The following is a 16,081-nucleotide window of genomic DNA, read 5'->3' as shown; positions in this document are numbered from 1 at the left end:
TCCTGGTGCTCTCGCAGTACCTGGAGGCCGCCTACGCGGTGGAACTGCTCGACGACCGCCGCACGCACGTCGGGTACCTGCTGAAGGACCGCGTCATGGACCGGTACGCGCTGCGCGACGCCGTCCGGCGGGTCCACGCTGGCGAGGTCGTCGTGGACGCCGCACTTGTCGAGGCGCTGCTGAACAGGCCGGCGGTCCCGGCCGCGCTGCGAGTGCTGTCGCCGCGGGAGCGTAACGTCCTCGCCCTGATGGCCGAAGGGGCTCACCGACCGGGGCATCGCCGCGCGGCTGGACGTGTCGCCGAAGACGGTCGGCACGCAGATCCAGCATATCTTCGACCGCCTCGCGATCGCCGGCACACCGCTTGACGACCGCCGGGTCCGGGCCGTCTTGTCCTACCTGCGAGCCCGCCCGCCGGCCGCCGACTGACCGCCACCCCCGCGGTTGCCGGCCGGGCGGTCGCTGGTGGCCTCGGCTCGACGCGGTACATGACAAGTTCTTCACGACCCGGAGGTTGGCGCGGTCCCGGGGTGAAGGTGCGGGTCGGTTGGGGCATCCTGTTCGCGTGCAGTTCGAGTACGGTACCGACGGGCCCAAGGTCATTGTGGTTGGGGTCGACGGTACGGATACGTCCATGCGGGCCGGGGCCTACGCGGCCGGGCTGGCGCGGCGGCAGCGGGCTCGGCTGGTGGTGGTGTTCGTGACCGGGGCGCCGGCGGCCAGCCGGTTGGTGGCTGAGGCGGCCGGGGCGGTCGAGCAGGCTGTTGCCGAGTCGACCGAGGACATGCGGCGGCAGGTGCACGAGGGGGCGTTGCACACCGGGGTGAGCACCGACTTCGTGGCGGTGCGGGGGGACCCGTATCAGGAGCTGGTCAGGGTGGCCACCGAGCTGCGGGCCGATGCCGTCGTGGTGGGCGCGAGCCGGCGGTTCGGGCATCGGTTCATCGGGTCGCTCGCGGTACGGCTGGTGAAGGCGGGGCGCTGGCCCGTCACCGTCGTGCCGTGATCAGTCGTAGTGGGTCAGGTGGGGCCACAGCTCGGGCCAGCCGGCGGACGGACCCGTGCACAGGCTCAGGTCCAGAGGGCTGAAGTCGTTGTCCACGCCGTGCGGGGCGGTGAACGTGCCGACCGGGTGGCAGTCGGCGAAGTACTGACGCAGGCGGTCGGCGGCGTCCACGGCCAGGACGGTGGTGTCGGAGGCGCTGCCCGGGCCCCACATGGAGTACGCGTTGTGCCCCGACAGCACCGGCGGCAGATCGGCGCGGCCCAGGACGTCAAGGGTCGACGCCTCCGCGTAGTTGCCGGTGAAGATCGAGGTCGGCCGCGGGCCCGCCGACACCGCAGCCTCGACGGAGGCGGCCAGCTGGGGCCAGCCCACGGTGTCGGCGACGTCGTTGCCCGTCGGGTGGGCGTGCAGGTCGCGCACGGGCCAGACCGGCAGGACCGACGGCAGGGTCACGAGCGTCGCCAGCAGGATGGGCCCGACGACGAGGGGCGGCCGGAGCCGGGGGTGTCTGCCGCGAGCGAACCAGCGTTCCGTGGCCACCGAGCCGGCCGCCAGTACCACCGGCAGCAGACCGGAGGTGTAGTAGGGCTTGCCGGGAACCCAGGCCAGGACGTACACCGCGACGAGTGACACGGCGACGGCCAGGTACCGCACCGAAGGGGTCCGCCACAGTCGCACCACGCCGGCGATGAGGATCGGGAACGTGAGCAGGCCGCCGTAGATGAGCTGGGCCGGCAGGCCGCCCAGGTACGCGGCCGCCGAGGTGTTCTGCCGGTGCAGCGCCGCGGCCATCGCGAACTGCGGCCAGCCGTGGGTCGCCTGCCACAGCACGTTCGGCAGCCAGATGACGGCGGCGATCGCGGCGGCCAGCCAGGGCCAGGGGGAGCGCAGGACGTCGAGGCGGCGGGTCGCCAGGAGGCCGGCGGTGAGGGCCAGCAGCAGCAGCGCCATCAGGTTGTTGGTCTGCAGGCCGAGGCCGGCGGCGACGCCCGCGCCGAGCCACTGGCGGGGGCGGTCGCGGGCGACGGCGGTGCTGGCGCACAGGACGACGACGGTCCAGGCCAGCAGGGCCGGTGGGGTGGTGTTGGCGATGTGGACGGCGCCGAGCAGGACCGGCGCGGTGGCCAGGCACAGGGCGGCGAGGATGCGCCCGGCCCGGCCGGCGCCGAGGATCGCGGCCTGGCGGGCGGCGAGGACGACTATCGCGCCGCCTTCGAGGGCCGGCAGGACGCGCACGGCCGCGGGGTGGACGCCGCCGAGCAGCACGGCCAGGCGGTCGAGGAGCACGGCAAGGGGCGGCTGGTCGACGTAGCCGAGCGCGAGGTGGCGGCCGGCGGCGATGAAGTACAGCTCGTCCTGCTGGAAGCCGTACGCGGTGCTGAACGCCAGCTCGAGCGCGACGAACGCGGCGGCGATGATCCAGACCGGGACCGGGACGCGGTCGTCGGTGCTCGGCTCCCCCATGGATCGTCATCCTCCAGCCGAGGGGAGTAGGTGGCAAGGACGGTGGCGGCGCCGGAGGCGATGGTGATCTGGATGGCGCGGCGTCAGGGGCCGGTGAACTTGCGGGCCGAGCTGTCGCGGTTCTGGGCGGCCGGGGTGTCGGTGAAGGCGCGGCGCAGGAGCTCGTGGCCGGCGCGGCGGTCCTCGGTGATGTCGTGGAGGGTGACCACCATGCCGCGGACCAGGCGGTCGTCGCGCAGGTCGCGGAAGATGACCTCGAGCAGGATGCGGCGGCCGTCGGGGCGGCGCAGGCTCCACTGGTCGCGGGTGCCGTCGCGGTCCTCGGCGCGGGCGCGTTCGACGGTGCGGGCGACCTGGTCGCGGTCCTCGGGGGCGACGATCTCGCGGAGGGTGGCGAACGGGGTCGGCCAGATGCCGAGGACCTCGGTGACCGACGGGCTGGTGTAGCGGATGCGCTGGTCGTCGTCGAGGACGAGCACGACGTCGCCGCCGTGCTCGGTGACGGCCCGCAGGTAGTCGTCGCTGTCGCGGCGGCTGGCCGCCTCGGTGAGGCCGATCCGGGCCAGGGCCAGCGCGGCCTGGCCGGCGACGACGGAGACGGCGTCGACGGCGGTCAGCAGGTCGCGGCGGCGGCCGGCCACGTAGAGCACGCCGGCGTCGAGGGGGCAGACCAGCACGTGGTCCCACTCGGAGAGCTTGGCGCCCCACAGCGGCGGGATGTCGCCGACGGGCTGGATGCGCGGCGTTGACAGCTCGCCGAGGGGCAGCAGGTCGGTGAGGCTGAAGTCGACGACTATCGCGTGCGGGGCCTCGGCGGGCAGGAGGGTGGCGACGGCGGCCTTCACGGCCGCGGCGACCTGGCCGGCGTCGTGGGCGCCGACGAGGACGGTGCCGGTCTCGCGCAGGGCCCGCTCCCGGCGCAGGGCGCCGGCGTGCTGGCCCACCGCGTCGCTGAGCCGCACGACGAGCAGGACGAGCGTGATGCCGGAGGTCACGGCGATCATCGGGCCGTCGTGGACGCCGCCGGTGAGGGCCTGCACGAGCAGGACCAGCGGGGCGAACGCGACGCAGGCCAGCAGCAGGGCCAGGCCGAGGCCGCGGACGGGCTCGCGGGGGCCGCGCACGGCGCCGGGCGGCGGCGCGGTGAGCCTGGCCATCGACGGGTCAAGGGCGGCGGCGCCCCACGCGGCGTACAGCAGGACGTATGCGAAGTCGGCCGGCCCGCCCGGGTGCAGGCCGCCGTCGGCCTGGGCGACGCCGTAGGCCACGTCGCCGACGAGCATGCCGGCCGCGCCGATCGCGAGCAGCTGTGCGGCGCTGTTGCGCGGCGATGCGGTGAGCAGCCGGACGGTGACCACGAGGACGATGACGTCACCGAGCGTGAACGCGGCCTGGGTCGACCAGTCGGCGGCGCTCATCCCGGTCGCCATGTGCGGCGAGGCGATGAAGACCCAGCCGGCCAGCAGCGCGGCGGTGCCCAGCGCGAGCAGATCGAGCAGGCGCGAGCGGTCCTCGAGGAAGGCGCCCCCGCGGGTCAGGCCGACCAGGGCGACGGCGACGATCGGGAACATCGCGAGGTACGCGAGCTCGGCCAGCACCGGCGGCTCGGGCTGCGTCTCGGTGATGAGGCCGTAGACGAAGTCGCCGATCATCATCGCGACGAGCGCGGCGGCGAGGGCCCACCAGGGGCCCGGGTGCTGCGGCCGGTGCCGCGAGATGCCCGCGACGATCGCACCGGCCGAGCTCAGGCCGATCGCGGCCCACACGACGGAGTCGAGGGCGGGCCACACGGCGAGCACGAGCGCGAGCGCCGCCATCAGCCCGGCGTAACCGGCCAGGAGCCGCCTGCCCTCCAGCTTGTCCATCGACCGCCCTCACCGTAGGTGACGTCATTCATACCATATTGTGATTGATCAGCCCAGATCGCGAAGATCTTTCAGCAGCCACGGCGTGACCCAGTCCCGGCGCTCGCGCTCCGTGTCGCCGACCATGGCCCGGCTCGGCATCTCGATCAGCAGCAGCAGGCTGAACTGGATCCGGTACAGCCTGAGCCGCGTCCGTTGCGCCTGTGTGAACGCGTGCGGCACCGCCCCGAAGTACCCCTGCAGCAGCGGGTGTGACGGCTCCTCCTCGATCCGCCGCCCGAGGACCGGCGACACCAGGTCGTACAGCGGGTCACCCCAGAAGTAGCGCTCCCCGTCGACCAGGCCGGTGAGCCGGCCCTCGTGGCACAGGATGTTGCCGTCCCACAGATCGAAGTGCACAAGAGCCGGCGTCTGTACCTCCCGCAGCGCGCGATCGTGCCGGTCCACCGCGGCCAGGATCGCGTCGCCGGCGACGGGCAGCTCGACGCCCCAGTCCCGGCCGTCGGCGAGCAGGTCGGCGGTCATCGCCGCGAACGCCTCCGGCCACGTGCCGCCGCTCGCCCGCCCCTCGCCGTCGTAGCCGAACCGCTCACCCCGCACCTCGTGCAGGTCGCGCAGTGCGGCGCCGAGCGCTCGGCGTACACCGGGAGCCGCAGTGGCTTGCTGCTCCTGCGGCAGCTCCGACAGGGGGCGTCCGGGCAGGCGGCCGACGAGGATGACGTCGTCGTCCGCGTCGAGCACCGGCGGGACGGGCACACCGGGCCGGGCGCCGGCGAGGCGGTAGTAGCGGGCCTCGGCGGCGATGATCCCGCGCTCGTAGCGCAGCAGCGGCACGCCCGGCGGCGGGCCGATCTTGACCACGGCCTCCGTGCCGTCATCGAGCGTGACCGCCCAGACGGCGGCGAACGTGCCGCCGGAGAGCGGTCCACAGTGGACGGCGATGCGGCCGAAGCGCCGGTGGAGCAGGGCGGCGACGGCCTGCGGGGTCAGCTGCTGCTGGGTCGGGCTGATGGCGGCGGGCACCGGTCCACCGTACCGGAGCGTAATACATTGACGACGATCGGTTGCAAGATCGCATTACGCATTGATCGAGATATTTCCCGCGGAAAGGGTGGTGCAAGTGACCTTGCTGGTCATAGCGTGCTCGAAACAGCCTTACTCAATGGGGAGGCCAAGTGAGGAAAAGGCTCGCGAGCATCGCCGTGGCCGGCTTGATCGCCGGGACCGTGGTGGTGGTCGCCCAGGCACCGGCGAGCGCGGCACCCTCGTCGCCGTACGGTGACCTGCAGGCGGGGATCAAGCGTCAGCTGGCCGCCGGCATCCAGGTGGTGCCCAAGCAGACAGCGGTGGGCAAACTGGCCGCGAACGGCACGGCGAACCCGTACACCGCGCTGCTGCGCGACCCGTCGAAGGTCGACAAGTACTACTGGTCGGAGCAGGCCAAGGCCGCGTCCGCCGCCCGCGCCCAGCAGAAGAAGACGCAGAACAAGTCCCTCGCCGCGGCGGCCAGCCCGATCATCCATGACGAGGCGGAGCCCAAGGGCACCCACGGCTCGAACGACTCCCACGCCACCGCCGAGCTCATCAAGGGCTTCGGCACCGGCAAGAAGCTCAACAACAAGGTCCGCATCCTCGGGCAGTTCTCGCCCGACTCGGTGAGCCCCTCGACCCTGAACCCGGCCACCGAGGACGACGGGTCGATCCCTCTCGCCTACGAGTTCGGCCTGGGCACCAGCCGCAACGCGTACACCACGACCGGCACCATCGGCGACGGCCCGCACGGCAGCGCCGGCGACGGCAGCGGCGACTTCGACTTCTCCCGGGTCCACGCCCGGGCCGGTCAGCAGCTCGTCGCCGGGACCAGCGGCAGCACCGACACGGTGATCAGCCTGTACAACGCGGCCGGCGTGCTCATCGCCGCCGACGACGACGGCGGGCCGGGCCTGCTCAGCCTGCTCGACTTCACCATCCCGGCCGACGGCGACTACTTCCTGCTGGTCTCCGGCTACGGCCTCGGCACCGCACTGCCCGAGGACCCGTTCGACTCCGGCAGCGGCCTCGGTGCCGGCCGCGAGGGCGCCTACGGCCTGACCGCCTCCCTCGCGTACCCCGACCTCGACTTCTACGCCGTCGACCTGCTCGCCGGCGACGTCATCGGCGCATCGGTGACCGGCAACAGCAACCTGCTGACCGTGCGCGACCCGGGCGGCCGCGTCGTCTTCGGCTCCGACCAGGACGCCAGCTTCATCTACGCGCCCGCCTCGCCGCTGCCGGGCGGCGGCAACGCTGTCGTGTCCTACGTGGCGCCGCGCGACGGCCGCTACACGCTGCAGATCGGCGGTACCTCCGGGCAGTACGACGTCACGCTCGAGGCGTACCGGCCCGGGCCCGAGTCGCTGGAGGCGGGCACCACCCAGACCCTGTTCCTCGACTTCGACGGCGCCCGCATCAACACCGCCATCTTCGGCGGCCCCGGCGTGCGCCAGCTCAGCCCGCTGCAGGGCTTCCTCGGCCGGTGGGGCCTCAGCGCCGCCGACGAGGACAAGGTGATCAACCAGGTCATCGCCACCGTCCGGGAGAACATCCTGGCCGACGCGAAGGCCCGCGGCACCGACCCGCGCATCGGCCTGAAGATCCTCAACAGCCGCGACGACGCCGACCCGTTCGGCCAGCCCAACGTGCACCGGCTCGTCGTCGGCGGCACGGTCGCCGAGTCGGGCATCGACACGATCGGCATCGCGCAGTACATCGACCCGGGCAACTACGCTACCGAGGACAGCGCGATCATCCTGCTCGACATCCTCAGCGACCCGGCCGGCGAGGACGCGTCGCTCAACACGTACATCACGCCGGCCAGCAACAAGATCAAGTTCATCGGCACGGCGCTCGGCAACGTGATCTCCCACGAGGCCGGCCACCTGTACGGCAACTTCCACACCGACCCGCTCAACAGCACCCCGAACCTCATGGACGCCGGCGGCGCGTTCCCGGGCCTGTTCGGCGTCGGCCCCGACAACGTCGGCGGCACCGCCGACGACTACGACTACGACTTCGGCGAGGACGCGTACACGCCGGACGAGGGTCTGCTCGGCACCGAGGACACGCTCAACACGACCGCCTGGGCCCTGGTGAAGGGCAAGGCGAAGTAAGGCTGCTCACTGACCGGCATGATCCCGGTCCGCGGCGGCGTTCGCGCTGATGTGGACGTGGATGTGGCGGTGATCGGGGCGGGGCAGGCCGGGCTGGCTGCGGCGTACTGGCTGCAGCGGCGCGGCCTGTCCTTCGCCGTGTTCGACGCCGCCGCCGGGCCCGGGGGCGCGTGGCAGTACCGGTCGCCGTCGCTCTCGGTCTCGGCCCTGCACCGGATCTTCGACCTGCCCGGGCTGCCGTTCTCCCCGCCCGCGTCCGGCACCGCCGCCGACGTCGTGTCCTCGTACTTCCGCTCCTACGAGGCCGCCTTCTCGCTGCCCGTCGTGCGGCCGGCCGTCGTGCGGTCCGTGTCGCGCCTCGCGAACGGCCGCTTCGACGTCGCGGGCCTCTCCGCGCGGTTCGTGATCAACGCCACCGGGACCTGGAGCGCGCCCTACGTGCCGTTCGTCGCCGGCATTGCCGACTTCGCCGGTACGTCCAGGCACTACGCCGCATACCGCGGGCCCTCGGCGTTCACCGATCAGCGCGTGCTGGTCGTGGGCGGCGGGGCCTCGGCCATCCACCTGCTGGCCGAGCTGCCCTCCTCATACTGGGTGACCCGCCGCGAGCCGGTGTTCCACGAGGGCGAGTTCAGCGAGGAGCACGGCCGCGCCGTCGTCGCCCGGGTCGCCGCCCGCGTCGAGGCCGGCCTGCCCCCGCGCAGCGTCGTCAGCGTCACCGGCCTGGGCTGGACCGCACTGACCCGCCGGGCCGCCGAGCGCGGCGCCCTGGACCGCCACCCGATGTTCGACCGCCTGGTCCCGGGCGGCGCCGTGTGGGGCTCCCACTTCGAACCGTTCGACGCGATCATCTGGGCCACCGGCTTCCGCGCCGCCCTGACCCACCTGGCCCCGCTGCACCTGCGCGAGCCGGGCGGCGGCATCCGCATGGCCGGCACCCGGGTCGTCCGCGAGCCGAACCTGCACCTGATCGGCTACGGACCCTCCGCCAGCACCGTCGGCGCCAACCGGGCCGGCCGCGCCGCCGTCGCGCAGCTCACCCCCTAGGACTTCTGTTAAATCTCAACGGCAGGGTGCAAGGGTCTGGACATCGAAGGGCGCGACTGCAAAAGTCTCCGCCGTGGCTGACAACGGGTTACCGAGTCTTCGCACTCGGGTGAGGTCGGTGGCCGGCTCCGTGAAGGCCAACCCCGGCCTGTACTTCGGCGCCTACCCGGCCGCGGACTGGCCCCTGGTCATCGCCGCCTGGACCGCCGCCGACCTGCTCCGCCTGGCCCCGTCGACACCCACTGTCGACGTCACCCTCCACCACAACGGCGCCCTGTCGGCCACCGTCCGCGGCGCGACGGTCCCGGCCGCCCCCCGCCCGGTAGCGGACATCATCCGCTCCGGCATGTGGTACACGGAGCTGTCCCGCACGACGACGATCCACGCCACCACCCCGCCCGCCGCCCCCGGCCCGGCCTGGACCGACCTCACCGTCACCGTCCACTCGGACCTCGACGCCGACCTCTTCGGGCTGCCGGCCGGCACGTGGTGGCACAACGGCGTCCAGCGCTTCGCCGGCCTCCTGACCAACCCCCGCCACCGCCCCCCGGACGGCCGCCACGTGGACGTCTGGGACGAGGCCACCGGCGAACGCGCCGAGCTTCCCCTCGCCACGGCCACCACCGGCTGATCGCCACGGCCGGCCGAAGCGCGACGGCACGCCCACGGGCCGCGCGCCCGGCACGACTCCTACGACCTCGGGGTGCGAAGTCCCCTGGTCCAAGCGGGCCGTGCCGTGCAAGCCGTCCGTTCCTGATCGTTGCGGTGCGCGGGCGGGCGCGCCGCGGTCACCGCAGTTCCAGCGTCCTCGCCGGCCAGCGGCTGCGCAGCCAGCGGTCGTGGCTCGCCACGGCGAACGTGCCGGGGCTCGTCTGCAGGGCCGCTTCCAGTTCGTCGCACAGCGTGGGGGAGAGGTGGTTGGTCGGCTCGTCCAGGAGCAGCACGTCGGGCGGGTCGGCCAGGTGCAGGGCCAGGTCGAGGCGGCGGCGCTGGCCCACGGAAAGCTCGCCCACGGGGCGGGCGGCGTCGCGGGCGCCGAGCAGGCCCAGTGAGCGCAGCGGCACCGCGGCCGCGCGCTGCTCGCCCAGCGCCAGCTCGTAGGTGGCGGCCGCGGTCAGGTCCGGGCGGTCGAAGGCGGTGTCCTGGGCCAGGAGGGCGACGCGCAGGCCGCGGCGGCGGTGGATGCCCTCGGCCGGCAGGCGACCGGCCAGGGCGGCCAGGAGGGTGGACTTGCCGGTGCCGTTGGCGCCGGTGACGAGGAGGTGCTCGCCGGCCGCCAGGTCCAGGAAGTCGAGGGTCAGGCGGCCGGGCACGTGCAGGTCGCGCACGCTCAGCAGCAGGCCGTCCGCGACCGGCAGGTCGGGCGGGCGGAACCGCAGCGGGGGCGGGGGTTTGCGGACCTGCTCGCGGGTCAGCGTGTCGAGGCGGCGGGCGGCGTTGCGGACCCGGCGCGAGATCTGGCCCTCGACCCGCCCGGTGGTGCGGCCGTAGTTCATCTTCTCGTTGTCGCGCTTCGGGCGGTTGTGCGCGACCTCGTGGGCGGTGACGGCGACGGCGTGGCGCAGGGCGGTGAGCTCCTCCTGCTCCTGCGCGAAGCGGCGTTCCCAGCGTTCGCGTTCGGCGCGGCGCGCGTCCTGATACGCCGAGTAGCCGCCGCCGTAGCGCGTCGGGCCGTCCACTGCCGGGTCGAGGTCCACGACGTCGGTGCAGACCGCGTCGAGGAACGCGCGGTCGTGGCTGGCCAGGACGACGGCGCCGGGCAGGGTGCGCAGCTGCTCTTCGAGGAACGCGGCGGCGCCGTCGTCGAGGTGGTTGGTGGGCTCGTCGAGCAGCAGCGCGCCCGGGCGCCGGATCAGCAGTGCCGCGAGCGCGAGCCGTCCGCGTTGCCCGCCCGACAGCGTTTCCAGAGCCCTTTGCGGCGGTACCCCCACAAGCCCCAGACCCCCGATGACGACATCGGCCCGGCGGTCGGCGTCCCAGGCGTCGATCTGCTGCGCCCGCTCGAGGAGCGCGGCGTAGTCGTCGAGGCGGCCGGCGGCGAGGGCCTCGTCCATGCCGGCGAGGCAGGTGCGGGACTCGTGCAGGGCGTTGGCGACGACGTCGGCGACGGTGGCCGCCGGCTCGTACGGCATCTCCTGGTGGAGGTAGCCGAGGTCGGCCGGCCGGGTGACGGTGCCGCCGTCGGGCGTGTCGGCGCCGGCCAGCAGGCGCAGCAGCGTCGACTTGCCGGTGCCGTTCTCCCCGATCAGGCCGATGCGGCGGCCGGGGGCGGCGACGAGCGAGACGCCGTCGAGGACGCGGCGGTTGCCGTAGGTGCGCACGAGGTCGTCGGCGATGAGGGGTAGCAAGGAGGACCACCAGACGGTAGACACTTCCACCCGCCGGGACGCAACGGTCCTCAGGCGCGGGTGCGGGAAGGTCTGGAGATCACATCGCCTTCGACGGTAGCACAGCGTCCTACAGCGTGGCGTCGCCGATGCCCTTCACGGAGCGGCTCAGCTTGCGGTTGTGCAGCAGGAAGTAGCAGCGCGACGAGTGCTCGCCCGCGTTCCAGCCGGCCTGGCCGGACGGGCGCCACCACACGTAGTAGATGTCCTTCTGCCTGTCGTACGTGGCCCGGGACATGCCGAGGTACGCCAGCATCTTGTTCTCGCACGCGGTGCCGAACAGGTCGTCGTTGGCGTCGTCGGTCTTCGGATAGTCGGACTTCGCGGGCGCGGTGACGTATCCGGCGTACTCCATGTCGTGCGGCTGGTCACAGGCGATCGGCGTGGCGGTGGCGAAGAGGTTGTCGGCGTCGGCGCCGGCGGTCACGAAGCAGCCCTGGGCGAGCGGGCCCGCGGCGCGCACCGCGTCCTTGACGCTCGTCGTGGCGGGCTCGATCGTGTCGCCGTCGGGGCCGATCGCGGCGACGTCGCAGTGGAAGAACCGGGCCCCGCCGCGCCACTGGGTGGTGCTCGGCGGCTGCAGGTACAGGTAGAGGCGCCCGGCCTGCCACTCGCCGCCGAGGTACTTCGCGGCCAGGTCCTCGCACTGCGGGAACAGCGCCGCGAACCGGTCCCGCCCGGGCCGCTCGCCGGATGCCGCGAGGTCGGCGGGCAGCTGCCCGGTGGCGACGATCTCGAACTGGTGCGGCCCGTCGCACGGGACGTCCTTGAAGGGCCCGTCGAAGGCGGCCGGGTCGTACGCGTTGAGGCCTGTCGAGTCCCGGCACTGCCCGACGACGGGCTCGGGGACCTTCGCGGCGCCGAGCATCGCCCAGTCGTCGAGCAGGTCGCCGTCGGTCCCGCCGGGCTTCGCGCAGCCGGCGAGGGCGCTCGTCAGGAGCAGGACGGCCGCGGCGGTGCGGATGGCCCGGGCCGGCCTCACACGGTCACGTCCCCGGCGCCCCGCAGCGAGCGGTTGACCTTCTTGCCGCTGATCAGGGCGTAGCAGCGGGCGGTGTGGTTGCCCAGGGCCCAGGTGTCCTTGTTGCCGGTCATCCAGTAGCCGTAGTTGAGCGCCCGCTGGCCGTTCCAGCTGCCGCGGCTCATGCCGATGTACGCCAGCATCTTCGCCTCGCACGTCTTGCTGAACGCGGCCTCGACCCCGGCGCCGGTCGGGTAGTCGGCGGCGGGGCTGGAGATGGTGCCGACGTACTCCACGTCGTGCGGCTCCTCGCACTTGGCCGGCGTGATGTCCGACCAGCTGTCCTTCGTCATGCCGACCTGCTGGCCGCAGGTGAGCCGCAGATCGCCGGTGGGGCCGAGGGCGCCCTTCATCGTGGTCTTGCGCGGGTCGAGGACGCCGAGCTCGGTGCGCACGGATACGACGTCGCAGCGGTAGAAGCGCGCGCCGCCGTCCCACTGCCACGGGTTCGGCGGGACGAGCACGGCGACCACCCGGCCGGACTGCCACTCGGCGCCCAGATACTCGGTGACGGCCTTGTCGCAGTCGGCCCAGGCCGGGGCGAGCGCCGCCCCGGTGGGCCGCTTCCGGCCCGCGGCCGCCTCGCCGGTGAAGTGCCCGACGCTCGCCGTCTCGATGACGTGGTCCATGTCGCACGGCTGCAGCTGCGCCTCCGACATGGTGGTGTCGCGGACCTGGTTGGCCGAGGACGTCCAGCAGGAGCCGGCGGCCGGCTCCGGCACCTTGGCCGTGGCCAGCATCGCCCAGTCGTCGGTCAGGTCCCCGTCGCCCACCGTCGGTCCGCCGCAGCCGGCCGCCACCGCGGCGAGCGCCACGGCACACGCCAGCAACGCCACGCGCTTCATTGGATGTGCCTCCCCCGCGAATATTGCGAGGGCACTATGGCAGCATCCCGGCCCTGCCGGAATCACCCGAAAAGCCGAGCCGGGTTCACGATCTGCGCGGCGCCGTCAGGCGGGCGTTTCGAGCAGGTGCTCCTCCAGGCGGGCGTACGTGGTTTCGGGGAGCCCGAGGTACCCCCGAATCGATCCGTGTCGCGACCGCAGGTCGTCGAGGAACATCGTCATGGTCTCGGCGGGGGAGGCCAGCCAGCGGGTGGGCATCTTCGCCACCTCCGGGTTGAGCGCGCGCAGGAAGGCCAGGCTGCGCTCCTGCGCGCCCTGGGTCAGCGCGTAGTCCTCGGCGATCACGTCGTCGGGCACGCCGAGCGCGCCGAGCGTCACCGCCGACACCACGCCCGTGCGGTCCTTGCCGGCGACGCAGTGCACGACGACCGGCGCGTTGCCGGCGTCGGCGATCACCTCGACCGCGGCGGTGATCGCGGCCCGGCCGTCGGTGGCCATGTCGAGGTAGCGGTTGGCCAGCCAGCGGGCGTCGTCGGGCTCGTCGGCGTCGACGGCCGCCTCCCACTCCGCGTGGGCCGGGTGCAGATGGTGGTACGTCAGGCCGGCGAACGCGTGGACGCGCCCGTCCCGCTCCACCTCCCGGGGCCGGCGCAGGTCGATGACGGTCTTCACGCCGAGGGCGGTGAACGAGGCGGCGTCGGCGGGGTCGAGGCGGCTCAGCGAGTCGGACCGGAACAGGCGCCGCCAGCGGGTCACCCGCCCGTCGGCCGTCGGGTATCCACCCAGGTCACGGAAGTTGAACAGGTTGGGATGCTCATAGCTGCGCACGGCATCGAACCTTAGCGCCGGCCGCTCGGGAATTCGATCGCCGGACCCGGCCGGCCGCGCTAGCGTCGCGCCCGTGCGTCGTGACACGGTCCCGTTCCTGTGGCTCTGCGGCCCGTCCGGGGTCGGCAAGTCCTCGGCCGGATTCGCGCTGTTCGACCAGCTCGGCCGGGCCGGTGCGGCGGCGGCCTACGTGGACCTGGACCAGCTCGGGCTCTGCTATCCGGCGCCCGGCGACGACCCGCGCAACGACCGGCTGAAGGCCCGCAATCTGGGCGAGGTCTGGGCGGGCTTCCGGGCGGCGGGCGCGCAGTGCCTGGTGGTGAGCGGCGTCGTCGACAGCGCCGAGGAGGTGCGGCGGCCCGCGAGCCGGGTGGCCGGCACCGCGCTGACGGTGTGCCGGCTGCGGGTCGGCGCCGACGAGCTGCGCGGCCGGATCGCGGGCCGGGGGTCGCTGCTGCACCTGACCGAGGACGCGGTCCGCAACGCGGCGCAGCTCGACGGCTCGGGCTTCGCCGATCTGGTCGTGGACACCGCCGGGCTGGCCGTCGCGGACGTGGTCGCGCGGGTCCGCGCCGCCGGCTGGCCGGGGTGGTTGCCGCCCCGGCCGGTGTCCGCGCCGCCGACCGCGCCGCCGCCGCCCGCCGGGGCCGCCGGGACGGTGCCGGTGCTGTGGCTGTGCGGCCCGCCCGCGGTCGGCAAGTCCACGGTGGGGTACGAGATCTTCACGCGGGTGCGCGCGGCCGGGGTCACGGCGGCCTATGTCGACCTGGCCCAGATCGGTTTCGCCCGGCCCGCGCCGGCCGGCGATCCCGAGCAGCACCGGCTCAAGGCCCGCCACCTCGCGCGGCTCCTGGAGGGGTTCCGCGCGGCCGGCGCCGGGTGCCTGATCGTGTCCGGGAGCGTCACCGACCGGGCGACCGTCGGCCGCTATGCGCGGGCCGTCCCGTCGGCGGCGTGGACCGTGTGCCGGCTGCGCGCCGGGCCCGGCACCCTGGCCGAGCGGATCATGCTGCGCGGCCGCGGCGGGGGGCCGGCCATCATGGGCGACGAGCTGCGGGGGCGGCCGGAGGCGCGGCTGCGCGCGCACGCGGACCGGGCCGCGCGGATCGCCGGGGAGCTCGACGCGGCCGGCGTCGGTGACCTGTGCGTCGACACCGACGGCCGCTCGGTCGCGCAGCTCGCCGACCTCGTGCGCGCCGCGGCCGGCGGCTGGCCGCCCGGCGGACGCTGAGGACGTTCGCGGCCGCGGCCGGTGCCCGTCTGGAAGGATCAGCGGGTGGCGCGCAGACCGCATGAGATCGTGACCGAGCCGCTCGGGGCCCTGCTGGCCAGCGTGCCGCAGAGCAAGCCGAGCTGGATCACCATCGTGAAGACCACGCTCGCCGCGACCGTCGCCTGGGTCCTCGCGAAGCAGCTCGGGGAGAACGCCGCCGTGCTGTTCGCGCCGGTCATCGCCGTGCTGACACTGCAGGCGAGTGTGTACGGCTCCATCGCCGCCGGTGCCCAGCTGCTCTTCGCGAACCTGGTCGGCACCGCGCTCGCCATCGCCTGGACGCAGCTGCTCGGCCTGGCCTGGTGGTCGCTCGCCCTGGCCGCGTTCGCCGCGCTCGCGGTCGCCCGGCAGATCACCAACACGCCCCTGGCCCGCAACCAGCTCACCGTGGCCACCCTCGCCGTGCTCGTCCTCGCGCCGGTCGCCCACGGATACGGCCAGTGGCGCTTCATCGACGTGACCATCGGCTCCGTCGTGGGGCTCACGATCGCGGTGGTGGTGCCGGAGCGGCCGCGGATCGCGAAGATCCGCAAGACGCTCGACGAGTGGGGCCGCGAGGCCGTCGCCGTCCTGCGCTCGATCGCCGAGGAGCTCGCCACCCGGGCCGAAGGGGAGCCCCTGGCGCCGTCCGAGCGGCACGGCTGGATCGCGCAGTCGCGCCGGCTCAACGAGGTCGCGGCCCAGGCCGCGGCCGCCTTCGCCGGTGTCGAAGAGGTCACGCTGCTCAACGTGTTCGCCCGGGGGGTACGCCGGGATGTCGAACAGGTCCGCGGCGAGCAGTTCTGGCTCGTCCGGGTCACGCTGCAGGTCCGGGCCATATCGCTCGCCGCCGACCGGCTCTACGACCGGCCCGGGCCGCCGCCGGCCCTCGGGCGCGACACGCTGCGGGCGCTGCTCGACGCGCTGGCGGACCTGCTCGAGCGCCGGGTCGCGGGCGAGAGCGTTGACGACACCGCGCTGCGGGCCGCGCTGATCGCGGCCGTCGAGCGGGTGTACACGGTGTTCCCGACGGCAGTGGCCGCCCTCGACTCGGTGTCCCTGCTCGGCCGCCTCGACCAGCTGCGCCAGGACATCGCCGGGGACGGCGCCGAGGCCCTTGTCGACCCGGGTGACCTGCCGCGCCAGGGTTGACAACCCATCGATGACGGTGTTAATTGGCAGGCACTTTATCAGTTAGGCATCCTGCCAATTTGTCC

General features: G+C 73.6%; 14 protein-coding genes. 7 read left to right on the top strand and 7 right to left on the bottom strand.

Going from position 1 to position 16,081, the window contains the following annotated elements; translation table 11 throughout:
• Window positions 1–38 precede the first annotated feature (38 nt).
• Window positions 39–368 carry a transcriptional regulator gene (locus tag Dvina_RS54695; protein WP_246655503.1) on the top strand — a complete coding sequence of 110 codons (330 nt, stop codon included), beginning with the start codon at window positions 39–41 and terminating at the stop codon, window positions 366–368.
• Window positions 369–565: 197 nt separating this feature from the next.
• The gene (locus tag Dvina_RS34060) at window positions 566–1,006 is read left to right on the top strand and encodes a universal stress protein (RefSeq protein ID WP_246655502.1); all 441 of its coding nucleotides are present in this window, start codon (window positions 566–568) and stop codon (window positions 1,004–1,006) included.
• On the opposite strand, the gene Dvina_RS34055 is transcribed toward Dvina_RS34060, so the two are convergent.
• The 3 genes from Dvina_RS34055 to Dvina_RS34045 form a co-directional block, all read right to left on the bottom strand.
• On the bottom strand, window positions 1,007–2,470 hold the full coding sequence (locus Dvina_RS34055; RefSeq protein ID WP_223093382.1) for an ArnT family glycosyltransferase: 1,464 nt from the start codon (window positions 2,468–2,470) through the stop codon (window positions 1,007–1,009).
• An 83-nt stretch (window positions 2,471–2,553) separates the two neighbouring features.
• The gene (locus Dvina_RS34050; protein ID WP_223093381.1) at window positions 2,554–4,335 is read right to left on the bottom strand and encodes a PAS domain-containing protein; all 1,782 of its coding nucleotides are present in this window, start codon (window positions 4,333–4,335) and stop codon (window positions 2,554–2,556) included.
• 48 nt (window positions 4,336–4,383) lie between these two features.
• Window positions 4,384–5,358 (bottom strand): phosphotransferase family protein, encoded by a 975-nt coding sequence (locus Dvina_RS34045; protein ID WP_246655501.1) that lies wholly within the window; start codon window positions 5,356–5,358, stop codon window positions 4,384–4,386.
• 152 nt (window positions 5,359–5,510) lie between these two features.
• Between Dvina_RS34045 and Dvina_RS34040 the strand changes: the two genes are divergently transcribed.
• From Dvina_RS34040 to Dvina_RS34030, 3 genes are all read left to right on the top strand, one after another.
• The gene (locus Dvina_RS34040; protein ID WP_223093380.1) at window positions 5,511–7,484 is read left to right on the top strand and encodes a PPC domain-containing protein; all 1,974 of its coding nucleotides are present in this window, start codon (window positions 5,511–5,513) and stop codon (window positions 7,482–7,484) included.
• 57 nt (window positions 7,485–7,541) lie between these two features.
• Window positions 7,542–8,531 (top strand): FAD-dependent oxidoreductase, encoded by a 990-nt coding sequence (locus Dvina_RS34035; protein ID WP_246655500.1) that lies wholly within the window; start codon window positions 7,542–7,544, stop codon window positions 8,529–8,531.
• A 118-nt stretch (window positions 8,532–8,649) separates the two neighbouring features.
• Window positions 8,650–9,162, top strand: coding sequence for a hypothetical protein (locus Dvina_RS34030; protein ID WP_223093378.1), 513 nt, complete (start codon window positions 8,650–8,652; stop codon window positions 9,160–9,162).
• A gap of 157 nt (window positions 9,163–9,319) precedes the next feature.
• Here the strand turns inward: Dvina_RS34030 and Dvina_RS34025 are convergent, their stop codons facing one another.
• The 4 genes from Dvina_RS34025 to Dvina_RS34010 form a co-directional block, all read right to left on the bottom strand.
• The gene (locus Dvina_RS34025; RefSeq protein ID WP_246655499.1) at window positions 9,320–10,909 is read right to left on the bottom strand and encodes an ABC-F family ATP-binding cassette domain-containing protein; all 1,590 of its coding nucleotides are present in this window, start codon (window positions 10,907–10,909) and stop codon (window positions 9,320–9,322) included.
• A 79-nt stretch (window positions 10,910–10,988) separates the two neighbouring features.
• Window positions 10,989–11,900 (bottom strand): septum formation family protein, encoded by a 912-nt coding sequence (locus tag Dvina_RS34020; RefSeq protein WP_223093377.1) that lies wholly within the window; start codon window positions 11,898–11,900, stop codon window positions 10,989–10,991.
• Window positions 11,897–12,775: a septum formation family protein gene (locus Dvina_RS34015; protein ID WP_223093376.1), complete on the bottom strand. Its 879-nt coding sequence runs from the start codon at window positions 12,773–12,775 to the stop codon at window positions 11,897–11,899. Before Dvina_RS34015 ends, Dvina_RS34020 begins: the two co-directional genes overlap by 4 nt.
• Window positions 12,776–12,889: 114 nt before the next feature.
• Window positions 12,890–13,612 (bottom strand): tyrosine-protein phosphatase, encoded by a 723-nt coding sequence (locus Dvina_RS34010; protein WP_246655498.1) that lies wholly within the window; start codon window positions 13,610–13,612, stop codon window positions 12,890–12,892.
• Between the two features lie 73 nt (window positions 13,613–13,685).
• Here Dvina_RS34010 and Dvina_RS34005 point away from each other — a divergent pair, with 73 nt between their 5' ends.
• Together Dvina_RS34005 and Dvina_RS34000 are read left to right on the top strand one after the other, a co-directional pair.
• Window positions 13,686–14,843, top strand: a complete 1,158-nt coding sequence (locus Dvina_RS34005; protein WP_223093374.1) for a nucleoside/nucleotide kinase family protein — start codon at window positions 13,686–13,688, stop codon at window positions 14,841–14,843.
• A gap of 45 nt (window positions 14,844–14,888) precedes the next feature.
• On the top strand, window positions 14,889–16,016 hold the full coding sequence (locus Dvina_RS34000; protein WP_223093373.1) for an FUSC family protein: 1,128 nt from the start codon (window positions 14,889–14,891) through the stop codon (window positions 16,014–16,016).
• Window positions 16,017–16,081 lie beyond the last annotated feature (65 nt).

Source organism: Dactylosporangium vinaceum, from assembly GCF_019904175.1.
In the GTDB taxonomy this organism is placed as follows: domain Bacteria; phylum Actinomycetota; class Actinomycetes; order Mycobacteriales; family Micromonosporaceae; genus Dactylosporangium; species Dactylosporangium vinaceum.
Note: the sequence above shows the minus strand (reverse complement) of the source record. Positions and strands in the feature narration are given on the sequence as shown.